Source organism: Pseudomonas sp. 3JA, from assembly GCF_036961705.1.
In the GTDB taxonomy this organism is placed as follows: domain Bacteria; phylum Pseudomonadota; class Gammaproteobacteria; order Pseudomonadales; family Pseudomonadaceae; genus Aquipseudomonas; species Aquipseudomonas fluorescens_Q.
Window position 1 is genome coordinate 32765 of record NZ_JBAMDJ010000041.1, and the last position, 19133, is coordinate 51897.

The following is a 19133-nucleotide window of genomic DNA, read 5'->3' on the forward strand; positions in this document are numbered from 1 at the left end:
CCCGTGGCGAGGGAGCTTGCTCCCGCTCGACTGCGCAGCAGTCGCCTTAGGATTTGAGTCAAACCCAGAAGCTTGGGGCCGCTTCGCAGCCCAGCGGGAGCAAGCTCCCTCGCCACAATAAGCGCTTGGCTTTGGATCGGTGGGACGCCCATCGCGACCAGGCACCACATGCCTATTTGCCCAGCTTACGCAACTCATCCGACTCCACCACCCGCACCCCATCCTGCTCTTCCAGCGCCAGACGCCACATGGCCCGGGCCAGTTGGCAGGCTTCGATGCCGTGATACTTGCCTGGAATCAGCTTTGACAAGGGCCCGGCCAGTTGCTCGGCCAGGCGCGGTTCAACCCGGTCGCCCAGCAGCAGGGAAGGCCGGCAAATGGTCAGTTGCGGCCAGCCCTGGGCCTTGAGTGCGGCCTCCATTTCGCCTTTGACCCGGTTGTAGAAGATCGATGACTTGGCGTCGGCCCCCAGTGCGCTGATCACCACCAGGTGCCGTGCGCCCAACTCCCGGGCGCGCTTGGCAAACGCCACGACCAGGTCCAGGTCTATCGCGCGGAAGGCGGCTTCAGAGCCGGCTTTCTTGATGGTTGTGCCGAGGCAGCAGAAGGCGATGTCGACCTGGCCACTGAGTTGTGGCAGCACCTGGGCCGGCTCCCCAACCGGGTTTTCCAAGTGTGGATGTTCAGCCAGTGGCCGGCGTGAAGGCGCCAATACGCGAGTGATGGTCGGCTCATTGAGCAGCCGGTCCAACAGGTGTTCCCCGGTCAGCCCGGTAGCACCGGCGAGCAAAACATGCTGAGGCGTCAAGTACATAGTGTTTCCCCCTTGATACGGTTCAGCTTAGTTGCTCTTTGTGGCCTCGTCGTTCAATGCAGCACTTTGCAATGCTTTACGTGCCTGCTGTTTGCGCAGCAGTTGCCAGTGGGAAAGGACCGTCCTCGGCGCCCACATCTGCGGTTCGGACGCTTCGAAGTTGTCGGCCTGTTCGCGTTCGGCAACGGTGGCCTTGGCTCGCTTGAAGGCCTGCTCCAGGTCGTCGGTCTGGTTCAATGCCTGGGCGAACAGCGCATCGCCAAAATAGGTGAAGTTGGCTTCCTCGGAGCAGCCGAAGGACACTCGGTCGGCCCGGGAGGCGGTCATGATCAATGTGCGTTCATCCTTGAGTGCCGGGATGAAGCCGCCGGAATAACAGGCCGAGATCACCACGATCTTGTCGCGGTTCTTCAGTGGCGCCAGCACCACGGCCAGTTCATCGGCGGGCAGGTCGGCCAGTTCCATGCGCGGCTGGTCGAGCACCAGTTCATGTTCGCTGGTGCCGTGGCTGGTCAGGTAGATGAAGATAAGGTCTTCCGGACCACTGCGTTCGGCCAGGGTGGCAGCGGCGCGGCGCAGGCTTTCGCGGCTGGCCATGGGCCGGTCGCCGAGGTGGTCGCGGTGGTTGACCAGGCGGATCTGCCCGAACGCGCCGAAACGGCTGGCGAGCATGTTGGCGACATAGTCGGACTCGCGCAGGAACACGCTTTGCTTGCCGTCGCCGCCCAGGGTCAGGCTGTACAGCTCCACCGCCGGGGTCGAGGCCGGGATGTTGGCGAGGGCATCGTCCAGCAGGCGGCCTTGGGCCAGCAAGCCGAGTTCGAGCACATCCGGCAGCAGCCTGCCATCCGCGTCGCGCACCCGTTGGCCGTTGGCCCAGGTGCCGCTTTGCACGGTGCCGTCGGTCAGCACCAGGGTGCCGCGCCCGTGGTAGCTGTCGCTTTCGAACTGGCCGACGTAAAAACTGCCGTCGGGCAAGTTCAGGCGGCCCTCGCCGGTAAAGCGCCAATCATTGAATTGTCCGAGATAGTGGCTGCCGTCGGCGCCGATCAGTTCGCCCTTGCCGGTCAGCGCACCATCCTTGAATTGGCCGATCCAGACATCGCCGTCGGCATTTTCGTAGCGCCCGCGACCGTTGAGCTGGTTGTTTTTGAAGCCGCCGATGTAGACATCGCCATCGGCACTGTTGAAGGTGCCCTTGCCCTGCAGTTGCCCGTCGACAAAATGCCCGGTGAACTGGTTGCCGCTGGCGTCGAAGCGCTGGCCTTCACCGTTGGGCTTGCCGTTGGCGAAGGGGCCTTGGTACTGGCTGCCGTCGTCGAGTTCCAGGCGTCCGAGGCCGGAATAGCGGTCGGCCTTGAACTCGCCCCGGTAGGTCATGCCGTTTTCCTTGAGCATCCCTTCACCGTCCCGTCGCCCGAGCTTGAAGCCGCCGGTGTAGCTGCTGGTCGGTGTGGTCAGGCTGCCCTGTCCGTGGAACAGGCCCTGCTGGAACTGGCCGCGATAGACCTCGCCATTGCTGCCATGCCATTCCCCGGTGCCGTGCCACTGGCCTTTGTCGAACTGCCCGGCGTACCAGCTGCCATTGGGGTAATCGATGCGTCCCTGGCCTTGTAGCAGCCCGTCCACCAGGTCGCCGCGATAGCGTCCGCCGTCGGGCAGGCGCGCGTCGGGAGGCAGCGGCGATTCGCCGTTGCCGCAGGCGGTGAGCAGCAGGGACAGGGTCAGGGGAACGAATAAGCGCATAACGGGATCCAGATCGTCAGGCGACGAGTATGCCGCAGCTAGGGCCCCTGGACATAGGGAAGCGATGCGAAACTGCACGAGCGGTTTCGCGATCGCGCAGGTTTACACGAAGCAGAGCGACAGCGGCTCGGCGATGTAGGCCGGTTTTTCCGAACCTTCGATCTCCAGCGTGGCGGTGGCCTTGAGCAGCCATTGGCCAGGTTTTTTCTCGGTGACTTCCACCAGGTCGACCTTGAGCCGGACCCTGGAATCGACCTTCACCGGTTGGATGAAACGCACGCTGTCCAGCCCGTAGTTGACGACCATTTTCACGCCCTCGGGCAGGATCAGGATGTCTTCCATCAGCTTGGGCATCAGCGACAGCGACAGGAAACCGTGGGCAATGGTGCTGCCGAACGGGGTCTGCGCGGCCTTGACCGGATCGACGTGGATGAACTGAAAGTCGCCAGTGGCTTCGGCGAACAGGTTGATGCGGTCCTGGTCGATGGTGAGCCATTCGGAACGTCCAAGTTCCTTGCCGACATAATCTTTGAGCGCTGCAACGGGGACGTAGGGCATTGAGACTCTCCTTGGTTCATCTGTTTTACTTTTTCTGGAGCGGGGATCGGCATCCCCGGAGAACCACTGTAGATCAACATGGCGCGCAAGTAAGGTCACCGAACATGCTTTTTACGAATGCCGACCCATAGCGTGGGCATGCTTATAATGCCCGCGCATTCTTTGCAATTCCGTTCATTTAACGTGTGCGTTTGATTCCGTGGCGAGGGAGCTTGCTCCCGCTTGAGTGCGCAGCGCTCATGAAATGGGGCCGCTGCGCAGCCCAGCGGGAGCAAGCTCCCTCGCCACACAATCATGCCGCTCGCTTGAGTGAACCGAATTGGCGCGTTCATTGGATCTGTTGCAGGGGAGAGAGCGGATGTTGCTACGGGGCCTGACCTGGCTGGTGCTGTTTCAATTGCTGGGCACTGCGATCAATCATTTGTTCCTGCCCGTGTTGCCGGGGCCGATCATCGGCCTGCTGTTGCTGCTGGGCTATCTGGTCATGCGCGGCGAAGTCAGCGAGCCGCTGAACCTGGCCGCCGGCAGCCTGCTGCGTTATCTGCCATTGCTGCTGGTGCCGCCTGCGGTGGGGGTGATGGTCTATGCCCGGGCCATTGCCGCCGATTTCTGGGCCATCGTCGGCGCGTTGACGTTGTCCCTGGTGCTGTCCGTGGCGTTGACGGGGGTGCTGATGCAGCGCCTGGCCCGGCGTCACATCGCCGCCCCGGAGGACAGCCAATGATGCTCGACTGGCAAGGTGCCTGGACCTCGGTGATCCACCATCCGCTGTTTGGCATCGGCATTACCCTGGGCGCCTATCAACTGGTGCTGGCGGCGTTCGAAAAGACTCGCTGGGTGTTCCTGCAACCGGTGCTGATGTCGATGGTGCTGTTGATCGTCGTGCTGGTCGGTTGCGGCATCGACTATGCCGAATACCGCAAGAGCACCGAGATCCTCAGCATCCTGCTGGGGCCGGCCACGGTCGCCCTGGCGGTGCCGTTGTATTTGAACTTGCGACGGATCCGGCAGTTGTTCTGGCCGATTTTTACTACGCTGGTGATAGCCGGAGTGTTTGCCACGGGCTCTGCTGTGGTGTTGGGCTGGGCTTTCGGTGCCGAGCACATGATTCTGATGACCATGGCGCCCAAGTCCGTGACCTCGCCGATCGCCATGCTGGTGGCCGAGCAGATCGGCGGTGTGGCGGCGATGGCGGCGGTGTTTGTGTTGATCACCGGTGTGCTCGGGGCGATCCTCGGTCCGGGCATTCTGACGAAGCTGGGTGTCCACAGCCCTGAGGCCCGGGGCATGGCCCTGGGGCTGGCGGCCCACGCGGTGGGTACGTCGGTGGCATTGCAGGAAAGCGAGGAGACAGGCGCCTTCGCGGCGCTGGCGATGAGTCTGATGGGCGTGGCCACGGCGGTGTTGCTGCCGTTGGTGGTGTCGATGACGGTTTAAGGAACTGGTTATGAGCTTGCCGCTTTTCCCGTTGAACACCGTGCTGTTCCCCGGTTGCATCCTCGATTTGCAGATTTTCGAGGCGCGTTACCTCGACATGATCGGGCGCTGCATGAAAAAGGGCGAAGGCTTCGGCGTGGTGTGCATCCTCGATGGCGAGGAAGTCGGCATCGCGCCTGAAGGCTACGCGCGGGTCGGTTGTGAGGCACGTATCACTGATTTCTCCCAGCAGGACAATGGTCTGCTGGGCATTCGCGTGCAGGGCGGGCGGCGCTTTATCGTCCATGGCAGCAGCGTCCAGGCGGATCAACTGACGGTCGCTGAAGTCGAGTGGCTGGAAGAGGAACCGGAGCAACCGCTGCAAGAGGAAGACGCCGACCTGGTGGCGCTGCTCAAGGCCCTGGCCGAGCACCCGATGGTCGAGGCGCTGAACATGGGCACCGAAGCGACCGGTCAGCAGTCGCTGGCCAATCAACTGGCTTACTTGCTGCCGTTCAACGAATTGGACAAGATCGACCTGCTGCAACTCGACGACCCGCAACAGCGCCTGGATGCGATCCAGGCCTTGCTCGATGAACTGCAGGGCGAACTGTTCGCCTGACCCAACTCATATTTCACTGAGTAACACTGATCCCACATGGATCTTCAGTGTTCATTGGCGCGCCGCTCAATAGGCATACCGCAACATCGCATGCGGCAAGTGCCGCAGCGCGAAGAAGCTGAACACCGCCACCAGCGCCGGCAGGATCAGCCACCAGACTTTCGGCGACATGGCCGGTAGCGGGGTCTGGCGCTGGCTCAACCACAGGGCGGCCGCACAGATGCTGGCGGCGAGCATCGCCCCGGCGACGATGTCGCTCGGCCAATGCGCGCCCAGGTAAACCCGCGACAGGGCGATGGCCAGCGCCGGCAGGCAGCCCAGCAGCAGCCAGGTCAGGCGCAGGCGTGGCGGTTGGCCGCGGCCGGCCAGGACGGCGAGGGTCAGGAACAGCGCGAATGCCCCGGAGGAGTGGCCGCTGGGCATGCTGTAGCTGGTCAGCGGGTCGGTGAGGATTTCCGGGCGCACACGGGCAAAGAAGTGTTTGCTCCCAGTATTGGCCAGGGAGGTGAGCAGCATCGTGCCCCCGGCAAAGATCGCCTGCCGCCATTGCCGTGCCAACAGCAATAACCCGGTCAACAGGCTGCAGACAATCAGCATGTAGCGGAATTCGCCGATCAGCGTGAAGGTCACGGCGATTTCATCCAGCGTCGCGCTGCGATGCTCCTGGACGAGGGCCATCAAGCCTTGGTCGAACGCCGTCAGGTAACGAAAACCGATGAACAGGCCGATCAGGATCACCAGGCCAAGGCCGGCGATCAGCGCCGTGGCATGGCGATGACGACGCAGGCTGCTGTTGACGCTCAGCCCGATCATTGCCGCGATGCTGCCGATGACCACGCCGGCCTGTGGCCAGAAGCCTTCAGGCAGCGGCAGGCGAAACGCCGCCCCGGTGGCCCAGCCCGGCAGCAGGTACGCCACGGTCCAGCCCGCCGCGGCCAACATGCTGACGGCGGCGAAGCGTGGGAACGGCATGTCGCACATTCCGGCCACCATCGGCAACATGGGCCGTAGCGGGCCGATAAAACGCCCCACCAGCAGGCTGGCGATGCCGTAGCGCTGGAAATAGTTTTCCGCCGCGCTCATCCATTCCGGGTGATGCCGCAGCCCGGGCAGGCGGCGGATGTTCTGGTGGAAATGCCGACCGAGGAAGTACGACACCAGGTCCCCGAGCAGCCCGCCAAGCAGGCCCAGCAGCAACGTCTCGCCCAAGGACAACGCGCCGCTGCCGGCCAGCACGGCGATGGCAAACAACAGCACGGTACCCGGCACGATCAGGCCGGCGATGGCCAGGCACTCCACGCAGGCGACGATGAACACCGCCACCGCCAGCCATTGCGGGTTGACGGTCAACCAGCCGGTGATGCTATCGAGCCATGGGCCCATAAATACAACTCCATTGAGTATTGATTGGCATGCACCGAATCCCCTGTGGGATTGTGTTGCGAACACAAAAGCTATGGCCGCTGAAGATCAACTGTGGGAGCGAGCTTGCTCGCTCCCACAGGGGGCGGTGTTTTCATCCAAGCAAGAAATAATCGCGACCTTCGACCTGCCCCCGTCGCAGCGGGTTCCGGGTGCACCACGGTGCGTAGGCGGCGTCGACGAAGCGGTAGGGTAAATGCTCGTCCCGTCCCAGGGGAATACCCAGGCGGGTGGTCTGGATCACGTTGACCGTCGGCACACCCACATCTTCCACCAGCAAGCGCTCGGGGTCGAAGCGTTTGGCGTCCCAGTCCGGCACTTTCAGGCCCAACGCTTTGCACAGCAAGGTCTGGCCGGCACAGAGCTTTTGCGGCGTACGCGACCGACCTTGGGCGTCGGGGTTGTTGAGCAGCATCTGCGCCAGGCTCGCCGGCCCGGAAAGGGCATCGACCCACGGGTAGGCCGATTTGATCAACACCGCATTGCCCGGGCCCTGGGCGCTGAAGTTCAGCGAATCGCCGCCCCGGGCGTAGTACATATAGATGTGGCCGCCATCCAGAAACAAAGCCTTGCGCTTTTGCGTGTAGCCCAGCGAGGCGTGGCTGCCTTTTTCGGCGAAGTAATACGCCTCGGTCTCGATGATCCGCGCGCCGAGCCACAGGTCACCGACCTTGTGACGGATGACTTTGCCCAGCAGGTCCTTGGCAAGCACCTGGGCGTCTCGATCGAAAAAGGCGTGGGGCAGGGCGTTGGGCGATGGCAAATCGGTCATGGCGATAAACAAAGGGAGGCCAAAGGAAGCGCGATGATAGCAATGGAAAGCTTAATCACCGCTGAACAGTCGCTTCAACCAGCTGTTTACGCCTGTTTTGCTGCTCCGCCGGTCACCACTGTGAGTCCATGCTGTTAGTCGAGGGTTACGACAGCTATAATCTGCCGCTTTCCTCATCGCCAAGACCACACAGACCATGACTGAGTCCGTTCTTGACTACATGACCCGCCTGGGTCGCGCCGCTCGCCAGGCGTCGCGCATCATCGGCCGGGCCAGCACCGCGCAGAAAAACCGCGCCCTGCAGGCCGCCGCCAATGCGCTGGACGCTGCGCGTGCCGAGTTGTCCGCTGCCAATGAACTGGACCTGGCCGCCGGCCGGGCCAATGGTCTGGAACCGGCCATGCTCGAACGCCTGGCGCTGACCCCGGCACGCATCGACGGCATGATCGTCGGTCTGCGCCAGGTCGCGGCCCTGCCGGACCCGGTCGGGGCGATCCGCGACATGAGCTACCGGCCATCGGGCATTCAGGTCGGCAAGATGCGCGTGCCCCTGGGTGTGGTCGGGATCATCTACGAGTCGCGGCCGAACGTGACCATCGACGCCGCCAGCCTGTGCCTGAAGTCGGGTAACGCGACCATCCTGCGTGGTGGCTCCGAGGCGATCCATTCCAACCGTGCCATTGCCGCCTGCATCCAGCGCGGCCTGGCCGAGGCCGATCTGCCGGCGGCCGTGGTGCAAGTGGTGGAAACCACTGACCGTGCCGCAGTCGGCGCATTGATCACCATGCCCGAGTTCGTCGATGTCATCGTGCCGCGTGGTGGCAAGGGCCTGATCGAGCGGGTCAGCCGTGACGCCCGCGTGCCGGTGATCAAGCACCTGGACGGCATCTGCCACGTCTACGTCAGCGCCCACGCCGAATTGCCGAAGGCCCAGCGCATCGCCTTCAACGCCAAGACCTACCGCTACGGTATCTGCGGCGCGATGGAAACCCTGTTGGTGGATCAGGCCGTGGCCAAGGACTTCCTGCCGTCGATGGCTGCCCAGTTCCGCGAAAAAGGCGTCGAGCTGCGCGGTTGCGAGCGCACCCGGGCGATCATCGAGGCCGTTGCGGCCACGGAAGAAGACTGGGACACCGAATACCTGGCGCCGATCCTGTCGATCCGTGTGGTCGACGGGCTGGACGAGGCCATCGAGCACATCAACCGCCACGGCTCGCACCACACCGACTCCATTGTCAGTGAACACCTGGGTGAAACCCGGCGCTTTGTCGCTGAAGTGGATTCGGCGTCGGTGATGATCAACACCCCGACCTGCTTCGCCGATGGCTTTGAATACGGATTGGGTGCCGAGATCGGCATTTCTACTGATAAGCTGCACGCCCGCGGCCCGGTGGGCCTCGAAGGCCTGACCTGCGAGAAGTACATCGTGGTCGGTGACGGCCAGTTGCGCGGACAGGAGCCAGTCTGACTTGGGCGATCTCGACCCACTGGCCTCTATGACTATGACCGCTGTGACGGCAACCACCGCGCCAAAGCGCATTGGCATCCTGGGCGGCACGTTCGACCCGGTGCACATCGGCCATTTGCGCGGTGCGCTGGAAGTCGCCGACGCCCTGGCCCTCGATGAGCTACGCCTGACGCCCAGCGCCCGGCCGCCTCACCGGGATACGCCGCAGGTGTCGGCGCAGGACCGCCTGGCGATGGTCGAGTGCGCGGTGGCCGGTGTGGCGCCGTTGGTGGTGGACGCCCGCGAATTGCAGCGGGACAAACCGTCCTACACCATTGATACCCTGGAGCTGATGCGCGCCGAACTGGCCGCTGATGCCCAGGTTTTTCTGCTTCTGGGCTGGGACGCATTTTGCGGCCTGCCCACTTGGCATCGCTGGGAAGAGTTGCTCCAGCATTGCCACATCCTGGTGCTGCAACGCCCGGATGCCGACAGCGAGCCGCCGGATGCCTTGCGCAACCTGCTGGCGGCCCGCTCGGTGAGCGACCCGCTGGCCCTGAAAGGGCCGAGCGGACAGATTGCATTCGTCTGGCAGACGCCGCTCGCGGTATCCGCCACCCAGATCCGTCAACTGCTGGCCAGCGGTAAGTCGGTACGTTTCCTGGTGCCCGACGCGGTCCTGGCCTACATCGATGCGCACGGGCTTTACCGTGCGTCGAACTGAAAAAGGTGTGCTTCAAGGCACGTGAATGCGTGTAGCGAAGCGCCCGAACATACGAGCAAAACGAGTTTTATATGACTGACAAAGACGTAAACAAAGTAAAGCGCAAAGGCACGTTCAAAAGCGCCCCGCTGCCGGTAGAGGCCCACACCGGCGTCGTACTGGCCGGTGAAGAACTGGTCAAGGTCGCCGTTGCGGCCCTGGAAGACGTCAAGGCCCAGGACATCCAGGTGATCGACGTTCGTGAAAAGCAGAGCATCACGGACTACATGATCATCGCCACCGGTACCTCCAACCGCCAGATCGGCGCGATGCTGGACAAGGTCCGCGAAGCGGTCAAGGCCCAGGGCGTCAAGCCGCTGGGTGAAGAAGGCAAGGGTGACAGCGACTGGGTACTGCTGGATATGGACGACGTCATCGTGCACATGATGACGGCCTCGGCGCGCCAGTTCTATGACCTGGAGCGCCTGTGGGCCGGTGCCGAGCAGAGCCGTTCGGCCAGCGCCGCGCACCACAGCCCGGAAAACCCCCATGAGCACTTCACCAAGCTCAACAAAGACCAGCAATAAGGGACCGCTGTGCGACTGCGCCTGATCGCCGTCGGTTCTCGCATGCCCAAGTGGGTGGAAGAAGGCTGGCATGAATATGCCAAGCGTCTTCCGTCCGAGCTGGCCCTGGAACTGGTGGAAATTCCGCTCAATACCCGTGGCAAGAACGCCGACGTGGCGCGCTTCATCCGCCAGGAAGGCGAAGCCATGCTGGCCAAGGTCGGGCCGAACGAGCGCATTGTCACCCTCGAAGTCCATGGCAAGCCCTGGAGCACCGAGCAACTGGCGGTGGAGCTCGATCGCTGGCGGTTGGACGCGCGCACGGTCAATTTCATGGTCGGTGGCCCGGAAGGGCTGGCGCCGGAAGTCTGTGCCCGGGCCGATCAGCGCTGGTCATTGTCGCCGTTGACGTTGCCACATCCGCTGGTGCGGATCCTGATCGGCGAACAGCTGTATCGTGCCTGGACAGTCCTGTCCGGGCACCCTTACCACAAGTAATCCTGCCCCATGCCCCAGCCGATCCGCATCAAGGACCACGAAAAAGACGCCCGTCTGGTGCGGGGCCGCGTCGTGTTCGGCGCTATTATGGTGGTGACGCTGATCTGTGTGCTGATTGCGCGCTTGTATTTTCTCCAGGTGATCCAGTACGAGTACCACTCGACCCTGTCAGAAAACAACCGCGTGCATGTGCAGCCGATTCCGCCGACCCGCGGGCTGATTTTCGACCGCAATGGCGTGGTGGTGGCGGATAACCGTCCCAGTTTCAGCCTGAGCATGACCCGCGAGCGCTCCGGCGACTGGCAGCACGTGCTCGACGTGATTGTCGAAGTGCTGCAACTGACGCCCGAGGACCGGGCGATCTTCGAGAAGCGCATGCGCCAGGGCCGACGTCCGTTCGAGCCGGTGCCGATCCTGTTCGAGCTGACCGAAGAGCAGATCGCCCTGATCGCCGTGAACCAGTTCCGCCTGCCCGGCGTCGAGGTGGTGGCGCAGTTGGTGCGGCATTATCCCCAGGGGCCGCACTTTGCCCACTCGGTCGGCTACATGGGACGGATCAACGAGAAAGAGCTCAAGACCCTCGATCCGGTCAATTACAGCGGCACCCACCATATCGGCAAGACCGGCATCGAGCGTTTCTACGAGCCCGAGCTGCATGGCCAGGTGGGTTACGAGGAAGTCGAAACCAACGCCCGCGGCCGCGTATTGCGGGTGCTCAAGCGCACCGACCCGATTCCCGGCAAGGACATCGTCCTGAGCCTGGACATCAAGCTGCAAGAGGCCGCCGAAGCGGCGCTGGGTGGTCGGCGTGGTGCCGTGGTGGCGCTGGACCCGAACACTGGCGAGGTGTTGGCAATGGTCAGCCAGCCGAGTTTCGACCCGAACCTGTTCGTCACCGGCATCAGCTTCAAGGCCTACGCCGAGCTGCGCGATTCCATCGACCGGCCGCTGTTCAACCGGGTGCTGCGCGGTCTCTATCCGCCGGGCTCGACCATCAAGCCGGCCGTGGCGATTGCCGGGCTGGACTCCGGCGTGGTGACCGCGTCGAGCCGGGTCTACGACCCGGGTTATTACCAACTGCCGAACTATGACCACAAGTACCGCAACTGGAACCGCACCGGCGACGGTTATGTGGACCTGGAAACCGCGATCATGCGTTCCAACGACACCTACTTCTATGACTTGGCCCACAAGCTGGGGATCGATCGGTTGTCGTCCTACATGAACAAGTTCGGTCTCGGTCAGAAAGTCTCCCTGGATATGTTCGAGGAATCCCCCGGCCTGATGCCTTCGCGCGAATGGAAGCGGGCGACCCGGCGCCAGGCCTGGTTCCCCGGCGAAACCCTGATCCTGGGGATCGGCCAGGGCTACATGCAGGCCACGCCACTGCAACTGGCCCAGGCCACGGCGCTGGTGGCGAGCAAGGGCAAGTGGTATCGCCCGCACCTGGCCAAGACCATCGAAGGCCAGAAACCGGTGGATCCGGACCCGATGCCAGACATCATCCTGCGCAACCCGTCGGACTGGCAGAAGGTCAACAACGGCATGCAGCAGGTGATGCACGGCGCCCGCGGCACCGCCCGCAAGGCGTCCATCGGTGCGCAATACCGGATTGCCGGCAAGAGCGGTACGGCCCAGGTCGTCGCCATCAAGCAGGGCGAGAAGTACGACCGCTCCAAGGTCCAGGAACGCCATCGCGACCACGCCTTGTTTGTCGGCTTCGCGCCGGCCGACAACCCGAAGATCGTCGTATCGGTGATGGTCGAGAACGGTGAGTCGGGTTCCGGCGTCGCCGCGCCAGTGGTGCGCCAGATCATGGACGCCTGGCTGCTGGACGAGCACGGCCAGCTCAAGCCGGAATATGCAAGCCCCATCACTGCGGAGGCTACGGCCCGTGAAGAATAATTTCGACCGGATCCTCTCCAGCGAAGATGTGATGCGCCGCCGTGCCACCTTACTGCAGCGCATGCACATCGATGGTCCGTTGCTGATCCTGCTGCTGACCCTGGCCGCAGGCAGCCTGTTCGTGCTGTATTCGGCCAGTGGCAAGAACTGGGACCTGCTGGGCAAGCAGGCCACCTCGTTCGGCATCGGCCTGGTGTCGATGGTCGTCATTGCCCAGCTCGAGCCGCGTTTCATGGCCCGCTGGGTGCCGCTGGCCTATGTGGTGGGCGTGAGCCTGCTGGTGGTGGTGGACGTGATGGGCCACAACGCCATGGGCGCCACTCGCTGGATCAACATTCCCGGGGTGATCCGCTTCCAGCCTTCGGAATTCCTCAAGATCATCATGCCGGCGACCATCGCCTGGTACCTGGCCAAGCGCACCCTGCCGCCGCAGCTCAAGCACGTGTGCATCAGCCTGTTGCTGATCGGCATCCCGTTCATCCTGATCGTGCGCCAGCCGGACCTTGGCACTTCGCTGCTGATCCTGGCCAGTGGCGCCTTCGTGCTGTTCATGGGCGGGTTGCGCTGGCGCTGGATCCTCAGCGTCGTCGCCATCGCGGTGCCGGTCTCGGTGGCCATGTGGTACTTCGTGATGCACGACTACCAGAAGCAACGAATCCTGACTTTCCTCGACCCGGAGAGCGACCCGTTGGGCACCGGCTGGAACATCATCCAGTCCAAGGCCGCCATCGGCTCCGGCGGAGTGTTCGGCAAGGGCTGGCTGATGGGCACCCAGTCGCACCTGGACTTTTTACCGGAAAGCCACACCGACTTCATCATCGCCGTGATGGGCGAGGAGTTCGGCCTGGTGGGCATCTGCGTGCTGCTGTTGATCTATTTGCTGCTGATCGGCCGGGGGCTGGTGATCACCGCCCAGGCCCAGACGCTGTTCGGCAAGTTGCTGGCGGGCAGCCTGACTATGACGTTTTTTGTTTATGTTTTCGTCAACATCGGTATGGTCAGTGGCCTGTTGCCGGTCGTGGGAGTGCCTTTGCCATTCATTAGCTACGGAGGAACTTCGCTGGTGACACTACTGTCAGCGTTTGGGGTCTTGATGTCGATTCATACGCATCGCAAGTGGATCGCGCAGGTTTGAATAAGGTGAAGAGTTCAATGCAAGCAATGCGTGGCTGGTCGACGCGATATGCGCCGTGGATCGGCCTGGTCGGCTTCCTGGGCGGTGCGCCGCATGCCCAGGCAGGCGAATACGAAGGTTCGCCGCAGGTGGCCGAATTCGTCGGTGAGATGACCCGCGACTACGGTTTTGCCGGTGAGCAACTGATGGGGGTATTTCGCGAGGCCGAGCGCAAGCAGTCGATCCTTGACGCCATCTCCCGGCCCGCCGAGCGGGTCAAGCAGTGGAGCGAGTACCGGCCGATGTTCATCACCGAGGCACGTATCGCCCGGGGCGTGGACTTCTGGCGCCAGCACGAGGCGGCCCTGGCCCGTGCCGAGCAGGAATACGGCGTACCGGCCCAGTTCATTGTGGCTATCATTGGCGTCGAGACGTTCTTTGGCCGTAACACCGGGAATTTCAGGGTGATCGACGCGCTGTCGACCCTGGGCTTCGATTACCCGCCGCGCGCCGAATTCTTTCGCAAGGAACTGCGCGAGTTCTTGCTGCTGGCCCGCGAAGAGCAGGTTGATCCGCTGACCCTCAAGGGTTCTTATGCCGGTGCCATGGGCCTGCCGCAATTCATGCCCAGCAGTTTTCGTGCTTACGCGGTGGATTTCGACGACGACGGCCACATCAATATCTGGACCAACCCGACCGATGCCATCGGCAGTGTTGCCAGCTATTTCAAGCGCCACGGCTGGGAAGCCGGCCAGCCGGTGGTCAGCCGTGCCGATGTGCGTGGCGAGCAGGTGGACGAGGGCCTGACCGAGGGCATCGAGCCGACGAAAACCGTCGGGGAGTTGCGGGCGTTGGGCTGGTCGAGTCATGATGCGCTGCGTGACGACATGCCGGTCACCGCGATACGCCTGGAAGGCGAACAAGGCCCCGAATACTGGATGGGCCTGAAGAATTTCTACGCGATTACGCGTTATAACCGCAGCGTGATGTACGCCATGGCCGTATATCAACTGTCTGAAGAGCTGGTCAAAGCACGGGGCGTCAAATAATGCGGGCATTGCCTACCTATCTACCCCTGAAAGCCAAACCCCTCAAGCTCGTGGCGTTGGCCGCGCTGTCGCTGTTGGTCGTCAGTTGTTCGACCAGCCGCGCGCCGGCCCAGAAGAACTCCACCGCCGTGCGCGCGACGCCCGGCCTGGACATCAACCGGGCTCACAAGGACGGCGCGCCGTGGTGGGATGTGGATGTCTCGCGCATTCCCGATGCCACGCCGACCCTACACACGGGCCCCTACAAGGCCAACCCGTACACGGTGTTGGGCAAGACCTATTTCCCGCTGTCCGACTCCAAGCGCTACGTGGCCTCGGGCACGGCGTCCTGGTATGGCACCAAGTTCCACGGCCAGAACACCGCCAACGGCGAGGTGTATGACCTGTATGGCATGAGCGCGGCCCACAAGACCTTGCCGCTGCCCAGCTATGTGCGGGTGACCAACCTGGACAACAACAAGAGCGTGATCCTGCGGGTCAATGACCGTGGGCCGTTCTATTCCGACCGCATCATCGACTTGTCGTATGCGGCGGCGAAAAAACTCGGTTACGCTGAAATCGGCACCGCCCGGGTCAAGGTTGAAGGTATCGACCCGCAGGAATGGTGGGCCCAACGCGGCCGTCCGGCGCCTTTGATGCTCAACGAGCCGAAAGTGGCGCAAAATGCCGCGCCGACCGTGACGGCGTCCACCGGCACGGTCGAGCAGTGGACGCCACCGCCGCAGCAGCACGCGGCGGCCGTAGTGCCCGTTCAGCTCGACGCAAAAAAAAACGCTTCTGCAACAGCGTCTGGCCAGTTTCTGCAAGTGGGCGCGTTCGCCAACCCGGACGCTGCCGAGCTGCTGAGGTCGAAGCTCAGCTCGATGGTGAGCGCCCCGGTGTTCATCAGCTCGATCGTGCGCAACCAGCAGACACTGCATCGGGTGCGCCTGGGGCCGATCGGTTCTCCGGGTGAAGTCCAGCAAGTGCAGAACAGTGTGCGCCTGGCCAATCTCGGTTCGCCGAGCCTGGTCACCGCCGAGTAATTGATTGAGGCCCGCTCGCGGTTGGAGCGGGCCAGGTTGTTGGCTCCATGAATAACAAAAGCCCGGCAAGGGTTGTGAGTGAGCAACTTAAATACGCGGCGACCCGTTAGAAGGTTGCCTGTTTCAGTTTTGCCTTCGGGCAGTCCCATTAGCGATTTCGAGAGACGGATGAACATCACCACCTTTGCCAAACGCCTTTGCCTGCTAGTCCCGCTGCTTCTCTCCCCAGCCGCGTTCGCGGTGGAGATGATGCCTGCGCCTCCTCAATTGGCCGCCAAATCCTTCGTGCTCATGGATGCCAGCAGCGGCGAGGTCCTGGTAGAGAACAACGGTGACCAGCGCCTGCCACCGGCCAGCCTGACCAAGCTGATGACCGCCTACATCGCCACCCTGGAAATCCGTCGTGGCCAGATCGGTGAAAACGATCCGGTGACCGTCAGCGAAAACGCCTGGCGTACCGGCGGTTCGCGGATGTTCATCAAGGTCGGTTCGCAAGTGACCGTCAGCGACCTGCTGCATGGCATCATCATCCAGTCCGGCAACGACGCCAGCGTCGCCCTGGCCGAGCACATCGCCGGCAGCGAAGACGCGTTCGCCGACATGATGAACAAGACCGTGGCCGACCTGGGCATGACCAACAGCCACTTCATGAACCCTACCGGTCTGCCGAACCCTGAGCACTACTCGTCGGCTCACGACATGGCGATCCTGGCCCGGGCAATCATCCATGAAGACCCGGCCCACTACGCCATCTATTCCCAGAAGGAATTCTTCTGGAACGGCATCAAGCAGCCTAACCGCAACCTGCTGCTGTGGCGCGACAAGACCGTCGATGGCCTGAAGACCGGCCACACCGACGAAGCTGGCTACTGCATGGTGTCTTCGGCTGTCCGTGATGGCATGCGCCTGATCGCCGTCGTCTTCGGCACCAGCAGCGAAGTGGCCCGTGCCGCTGAAACCCAGAAGCTGCTGACCTACGGTTTCCGCTTCTTCGAAACCCAGACCTTCTACCAGAAGGGCACCGAACTGGCCCAGGCCCAGGTCTGGAAAGGCACCACCAATCAGGTGAAGGCCGGCCTGGCCCAAGACCTGACCATGACCTTGCCTAAAGGCCAGCTCAAGAAGCTCGCTGCCAGCATGACCATGAACCCGCAACTGACCGCTCCCATCGCCAAGGGCGACGTGATCGGTAAAGTCGAAGTCAAACTGGACGACAAAGTGGTGCACAGCGCCGACCTGATCGCTCTGGACGCGGTCGAGGAAGGTGGTATCTTCCGCCGCATGTGGGATAGCATCCGTCTATTCTTCTACGGCTTGTTCAACTGATTGAAGTGTTGACCTGCATGGCCTCGTTCCCATTCGGAGCGGGGCCATGTGCGTTACCACGGCTTACGAGGCCGTTACCCCATGACAGACTCTGAAGTAAAAGCGCCGAAGATCGAATTCCCCTGCGCGGATTATCCGATCAAGGTCATCGGCGACACCGGCGTGGGTTTCAAGGACCGGATCATTGCGATCCTTGAAAAACATGCCACTGTTGACCACAAGACCCTGGCCGAGCGCCAGAGTACCAACGGCAAGTACACGACGATCCAGTTGCACATCATTGCCACCGGCCAGGAACAGCTCTACGACATCAACAGCGAGCTGCGTGCGACCGGTTTCGTGCACATGGTGTTGTGATGCCGGGCACGCTGGGCTTTCGCGAGCTGGGCACGATGGCTTACGAGCCGGTCTGGCATGCCATGCAACGCTTCACGAACGAACGCGGCACCGCCGTCGACGATGAAGTCTGGCTGGTGGAACACCCGCCGGTGTTCACCCAGGGCCAGGCCGGCAAGGCCGAGCACCTGCTGCTGCCGGGGGATATCCCGGTGGTGAAGGTCGACCGGGGCGGGCAGGTGACCTACCATGGTCCTGGCCAATTGGTCGCCTACCTGTTGCTGGATGTGCGCAAGCTGGGGTTTGGCGTGCGCGAGCTGGTCACCCGCATGGAGACATGCCTGATCGAGCTGCTGGCCAGCTACGGTGTGACGGCGGCGGCCAAGCCGGATGCGCCGGGTGTCTATGTCGACGGGGCGAAGATCGCCTCCTTGGGATTGCGAATCCGCCATGGCTGTTCGTTTCATGGCCTGGCGCTGAACGTGGACATGGACCTTGCGCCATTCCGACGGATTAATCCCTGTGGCTACGCGGGACTGGCGATGACCCAGTTGAGCGAGCATGCAGGATCGATTGAATTTGCCGAGGTAAGTGCCCGGCTGCGCGCGCAGCTCGTCAAACACCTCGACTATGCTGAGCAGACGACCCTCACGGGCGGAATCGACTGATATGACTACTGATGCAGTGCAAACCATTATCCCGACGCAGGACGTCACCGAGCGTCCGGCCCCACGTGCCAAGGTAGAGGCCGGCGTCAAGCTGCGCGGCGCCGAGAAGGTTGCACGCATCCCGGTCAAGATCATTCCGACCACCGAATTGCCAAAGAAACCTGACTGGATCCGCGTGCGCATCCCGGTGTCCCCGGAAGTCGACCGAATCAAGGCCCTGCTGCGCAAGCACAAGCTGCACAGCGTCTGCGAAGAAGCCTCCTGCCCGAACCTGGGCGAGTGCTTCTCCGGCGGCACTGCCACGTTCATGATCATGGGCGACATCTGCACCCGTCGCTGCCCATTCTGTGACGTTGGCCACGGCCGTCCGAAGCCATTGGACACCAACGAGCCGGAAAGCCTGGCCATCGCCATCGCCGACCTGAAGCTCAAGTACGTGGTCATCACCTCGGTGGACCGTGACGACCTGCGTGACGGCGGTGCCCAGCACTTCGCCGACTGCATCCGCGAGATCCGCAAACTGTCGCCGAATGTCCAGCTGGAAACCCTGGTGCCCGATTACCGTGGCCGCATGGACATCGCCCTGGAAATCACCGCCGCCGAGCCACCGGATGTGTTCAACCACAACCTGGAAACCGTACCGCGCCTGTACAAGGCCGCGCGTCCGGGTTCGGATTACCAGTGGTCGTTGACCTTGCTGCAACGCTTCAAGCAGATGATGCCGCACATTCCGACCAAGTCCGGCTTGATGCTGGGCCTGGGTGAGACGGATGAGGAAGTTATCGAGGTCATGAAGCGCATGCGTGAGCATGACATCGATATGTTGACCTTGGGGCAGTACTTGCAGCCTTCGCGTAGTCACCTGCCGGTGCAGCGTTTTGTGCATCCGGATACCTTTGCCTGGTTTGCCGAGGAAGGGTACAAGATGGGCTTCAAGAACGTGGCTTCGGGGCCGTTGGTGCGGTCTTCGTATCATGCGGATGAGCAGGCTAAGTTGGTCAAGGCTGAGCTGCTGGGGGCCTGATTTTTTTGTTGGATGGTGGTTTTGGGGTGGTGTGAATATCCGTTGCTGCGGTAACGGCTGCTTAGGGTTCCGCTCTTACAGCGGGTCACTTTTGAAGAGCGCAAAAGTAACCAAAACGCTCT

General features: G+C 62.5%; 20 protein-coding genes. 15 read left to right on the forward strand and 5 right to left on the reverse strand.

The window, feature by feature from the left end; genetic code table 11:
- Positions 1-172: 172 nt before the first annotated feature.
- The 3 genes from V7773_RS25040 to V7773_RS25050 all read right to left on the reverse strand — a co-directional run bounded on the left by V7773_RS25040 (position 173) and on the right by V7773_RS25050 (position 3118).
- Positions 173-814 carry an oxidoreductase gene (locus V7773_RS25040; RefSeq protein ID WP_003205912.1) on the reverse strand — a complete coding sequence of 214 codons (642 nt, stop codon included), beginning with the start codon at positions 812-814 and terminating at the stop codon, positions 173-175.
- A 27-nt stretch (positions 815-841) separates the two neighbouring features.
- Positions 842-2560 (reverse strand): C13 family peptidase, encoded by a 1719-nt coding sequence (locus V7773_RS25045; RefSeq protein WP_336075796.1) that lies wholly within the window; start codon positions 2558-2560, stop codon positions 842-844.
- A gap of 102 nt (positions 2561-2662) precedes the next feature.
- Entirely contained in the window at positions 2663-3118 is a 456-nt protein-coding gene (locus V7773_RS25050; protein WP_092150495.1) for a MaoC family dehydratase, read from the reverse strand.
- A 358-nt stretch (positions 3119-3476) separates the two neighbouring features.
- On the opposite strand from V7773_RS25050, the gene V7773_RS25055 reads away from it, so the two are divergent.
- The 3 genes from V7773_RS25055 to V7773_RS25065 are packed head-to-tail and all read left to right on the forward strand — an operon-like array spanning position 3477 to position 5156.
- On the forward strand, positions 3477-3842 hold the full coding sequence (locus V7773_RS25055; protein WP_063324221.1) for a CidA/LrgA family protein: 366 nt from the start codon (positions 3477-3479) through the stop codon (positions 3840-3842).
- Positions 3839-4555: an LrgB family protein gene (locus V7773_RS25060; protein WP_092225007.1), complete on the forward strand. Its 717-nt coding sequence runs from the start codon at positions 3839-3841 to the stop codon at positions 4553-4555. The genes V7773_RS25055 and V7773_RS25060 overlap by 4 nt, the downstream gene beginning before the upstream one ends.
- Positions 4556-4565: 10 nt before the next feature.
- Positions 4566-5156 (forward strand): LON peptidase substrate-binding domain-containing protein, encoded by a 591-nt coding sequence (locus V7773_RS25065; RefSeq protein WP_014340384.1) that lies wholly within the window; start codon positions 4566-4568, stop codon positions 5154-5156.
- A gap of 66 nt (positions 5157-5222) precedes the next feature.
- Here V7773_RS25065 and V7773_RS25070 read toward each other — a convergent pair whose 3' ends face one another.
- Together V7773_RS25070 and V7773_RS25075 are read right to left on the reverse strand one after the other, a co-directional pair.
- On the reverse strand, positions 5223-6539 hold the full coding sequence (locus V7773_RS25070; RefSeq protein WP_336075801.1) for a bifunctional DedA family/phosphatase PAP2 family protein: 1317 nt from the start codon (positions 6537-6539) through the stop codon (positions 5223-5225).
- Positions 6540-6672: 133 nt separating this feature from the next.
- On the reverse strand, positions 6673-7350 hold the full coding sequence (locus tag V7773_RS25075; protein ID WP_336075803.1) for a DNA-3-methyladenine glycosylase: 678 nt from the start codon (positions 7348-7350) through the stop codon (positions 6673-6675).
- 196 nt (positions 7351-7546) lie between these two features.
- Between V7773_RS25075 and V7773_RS25080 the strand changes: the two genes are divergently transcribed.
- The 12 genes from V7773_RS25080 (at position 7547) to lipA (ending at position 19011) form a co-directional block, all read left to right on the forward strand.
- Positions 7547-8818, forward strand: coding sequence for a glutamate-5-semialdehyde dehydrogenase (locus V7773_RS25080; RefSeq protein ID WP_063324225.1), 1272 nt, complete (start codon positions 7547-7549; stop codon positions 8816-8818).
- 28 nt (positions 8819-8846) lie between these two features.
- Positions 8847-9521, forward strand: coding sequence for a nicotinate-nucleotide adenylyltransferase (nadD, locus tag V7773_RS25085; RefSeq protein ID WP_336075806.1), 675 nt, complete (start codon positions 8847-8849; stop codon positions 9519-9521).
- Positions 9522-9592: 71 nt separating this feature from the next.
- On the forward strand, positions 9593-10087 hold the full coding sequence (rsfS, locus tag V7773_RS25090) for a ribosome silencing factor (RefSeq protein ID WP_003205895.1): 495 nt from the start codon (positions 9593-9595) through the stop codon (positions 10085-10087).
- Positions 10088-10096: 9 nt separating this feature from the next.
- On the forward strand, positions 10097-10564 hold the full coding sequence (rlmH, locus tag V7773_RS25095; RefSeq protein ID WP_047229490.1) for a 23S rRNA (pseudouridine(1915)-N(3))-methyltransferase RlmH: 468 nt from the start codon (positions 10097-10099) through the stop codon (positions 10562-10564).
- A 9-nt stretch (positions 10565-10573) separates the two neighbouring features.
- Positions 10574-12469, forward strand: a complete 1896-nt coding sequence (mrdA, locus tag V7773_RS25100) for a penicillin-binding protein 2 (RefSeq protein WP_063324227.1) — start codon at positions 10574-10576, stop codon at positions 12467-12469.
- A gap of 31 nt (positions 12470-12500) precedes the next feature.
- A complete protein-coding gene (gene rodA / locus V7773_RS25105) occupies positions 12501-13604 on the forward strand; it encodes a rod shape-determining protein RodA (protein ID WP_336075815.1) in 1104 nt (367 codons plus the stop codon).
- Positions 13605-13621: 17 nt separating this feature from the next.
- Positions 13622-14632 (forward strand): lytic murein transglycosylase B, encoded by a 1011-nt coding sequence (mltB, locus tag V7773_RS25110; RefSeq protein WP_063324228.1) that lies wholly within the window; start codon positions 13622-13624, stop codon positions 14630-14632.
- On the forward strand, positions 14632-15657 hold the full coding sequence (locus V7773_RS25115) for a septal ring lytic transglycosylase RlpA family protein (protein ID WP_063324229.1): 1026 nt from the start codon (positions 14632-14634) through the stop codon (positions 15655-15657). Before mltB ends, V7773_RS25115 begins: the two co-directional genes overlap by 1 nt.
- A 168-nt stretch (positions 15658-15825) precedes the next feature.
- A complete protein-coding gene (locus V7773_RS25120) occupies positions 15826-16983 on the forward strand; it encodes a D-alanyl-D-alanine carboxypeptidase family protein (protein WP_092150480.1) in 1158 nt (385 codons plus the stop codon).
- Between the two features lie 81 nt (positions 16984-17064).
- Positions 17065-17340 carry a DUF493 domain-containing protein gene (locus V7773_RS25125; protein WP_003185772.1) on the forward strand — a complete coding sequence of 92 codons (276 nt, stop codon included), beginning with the start codon at positions 17065-17067 and terminating at the stop codon, positions 17338-17340.
- Positions 17340-17987: a lipoyl(octanoyl) transferase LipB gene (gene lipB / locus V7773_RS25130; RefSeq protein ID WP_336075813.1), complete on the forward strand. Its 648-nt coding sequence runs from the start codon at positions 17340-17342 to the stop codon at positions 17985-17987. The genes V7773_RS25125 and lipB overlap by 1 nt, the downstream gene beginning before the upstream one ends.
- A 1-nt stretch (position 17988) precedes the next feature.
- Positions 17989-19011 (forward strand): lipoyl synthase, encoded by a 1023-nt coding sequence (gene lipA, locus V7773_RS25135; protein ID WP_058543155.1) that lies wholly within the window; start codon positions 17989-17991, stop codon positions 19009-19011.
- The last annotated feature ends 122 nt before the right edge of the window (positions 19012-19133 follow it).

Bases quoted from the DNA above. Each gene is read 5' to 3' on its own strand.
- lipA (WP_058543155.1), top strand. From the start codon at position 17,989: ATGACTACTGATGCAGTGCAAACCATTATCCCGACGCAGGACGTCACC.
- V7773_RS25115 (WP_063324229.1), top strand. From the start codon at position 14,632: ATGCGGGCATTGCCTACCTATCTACCCCTGAAAGCCAAACCCCTCAAG.
- V7773_RS25040 (WP_003205912.1), bottom strand. From the start codon at position 814: ATGTACTTGACGCCTCAGCATGTTTTGCTCGCCGGTGCTACCGGGCTG.
- mltB (WP_063324228.1), top strand. From the start codon at position 13,622: ATGCAAGCAATGCGTGGCTGGTCGACGCGATATGCGCCGTGGATCGGC.
- V7773_RS25075 (WP_336075803.1), bottom strand. From the start codon at position 7,350: ATGACCGATTTGCCATCGCCCAACGCCCTGCCCCACGCCTTTTTCGAT.
- V7773_RS25080 (WP_063324225.1), top strand. From the start codon at position 7,547: ATGACTGAGTCCGTTCTTGACTACATGACCCGCCTGGGTCGCGCCGCT.
- rsfS (WP_003205895.1), top strand. From the start codon at position 9,593: ATGACTGACAAAGACGTAAACAAAGTAAAGCGCAAAGGCACGTTCAAA.
- V7773_RS25055 (WP_063324221.1), top strand. From the start codon at position 3,477: ATGTTGCTACGGGGCCTGACCTGGCTGGTGCTGTTTCAATTGCTGGGC.
- V7773_RS25065 (WP_014340384.1), top strand. From the start codon at position 4,566: ATGAGCTTGCCGCTTTTCCCGTTGAACACCGTGCTGTTCCCCGGTTGC.
- mrdA (WP_063324227.1), top strand. From the start codon at position 10,574: ATGCCCCAGCCGATCCGCATCAAGGACCACGAAAAAGACGCCCGTCTG.
- lipB (WP_336075813.1), top strand. From the start codon at position 17,340: ATGCCGGGCACGCTGGGCTTTCGCGAGCTGGGCACGATGGCTTACGAG.
- V7773_RS25045 (WP_336075796.1), bottom strand. From the start codon at position 2,560: ATGCGCTTATTCGTTCCCCTGACCCTGTCCCTGCTGCTCACCGCCTGC.
- V7773_RS25060 (WP_092225007.1), top strand. From the start codon at position 3,839: ATGATGCTCGACTGGCAAGGTGCCTGGACCTCGGTGATCCACCATCCG.
- rodA (WP_336075815.1), top strand. From the start codon at position 12,501: ATGCGCCGCCGTGCCACCTTACTGCAGCGCATGCACATCGATGGTCCG.
- nadD (WP_336075806.1), top strand. From the start codon at position 8,847: ATGACTATGACCGCTGTGACGGCAACCACCGCGCCAAAGCGCATTGGC.
- V7773_RS25070 (WP_336075801.1), bottom strand. From the start codon at position 6,539: ATGGGCCCATGGCTCGATAGCATCACCGGCTGGTTGACCGTCAACCCG.
- V7773_RS25050 (WP_092150495.1), bottom strand. From the start codon at position 3,118: ATGCCCTACGTCCCCGTTGCAGCGCTCAAAGATTATGTCGGCAAGGAA.
- V7773_RS25125 (WP_003185772.1), top strand. From the start codon at position 17,065: ATGACAGACTCTGAAGTAAAAGCGCCGAAGATCGAATTCCCCTGCGCG.
- V7773_RS25120 (WP_092150480.1), top strand. From the start codon at position 15,826: ATGAACATCACCACCTTTGCCAAACGCCTTTGCCTGCTAGTCCCGCTG.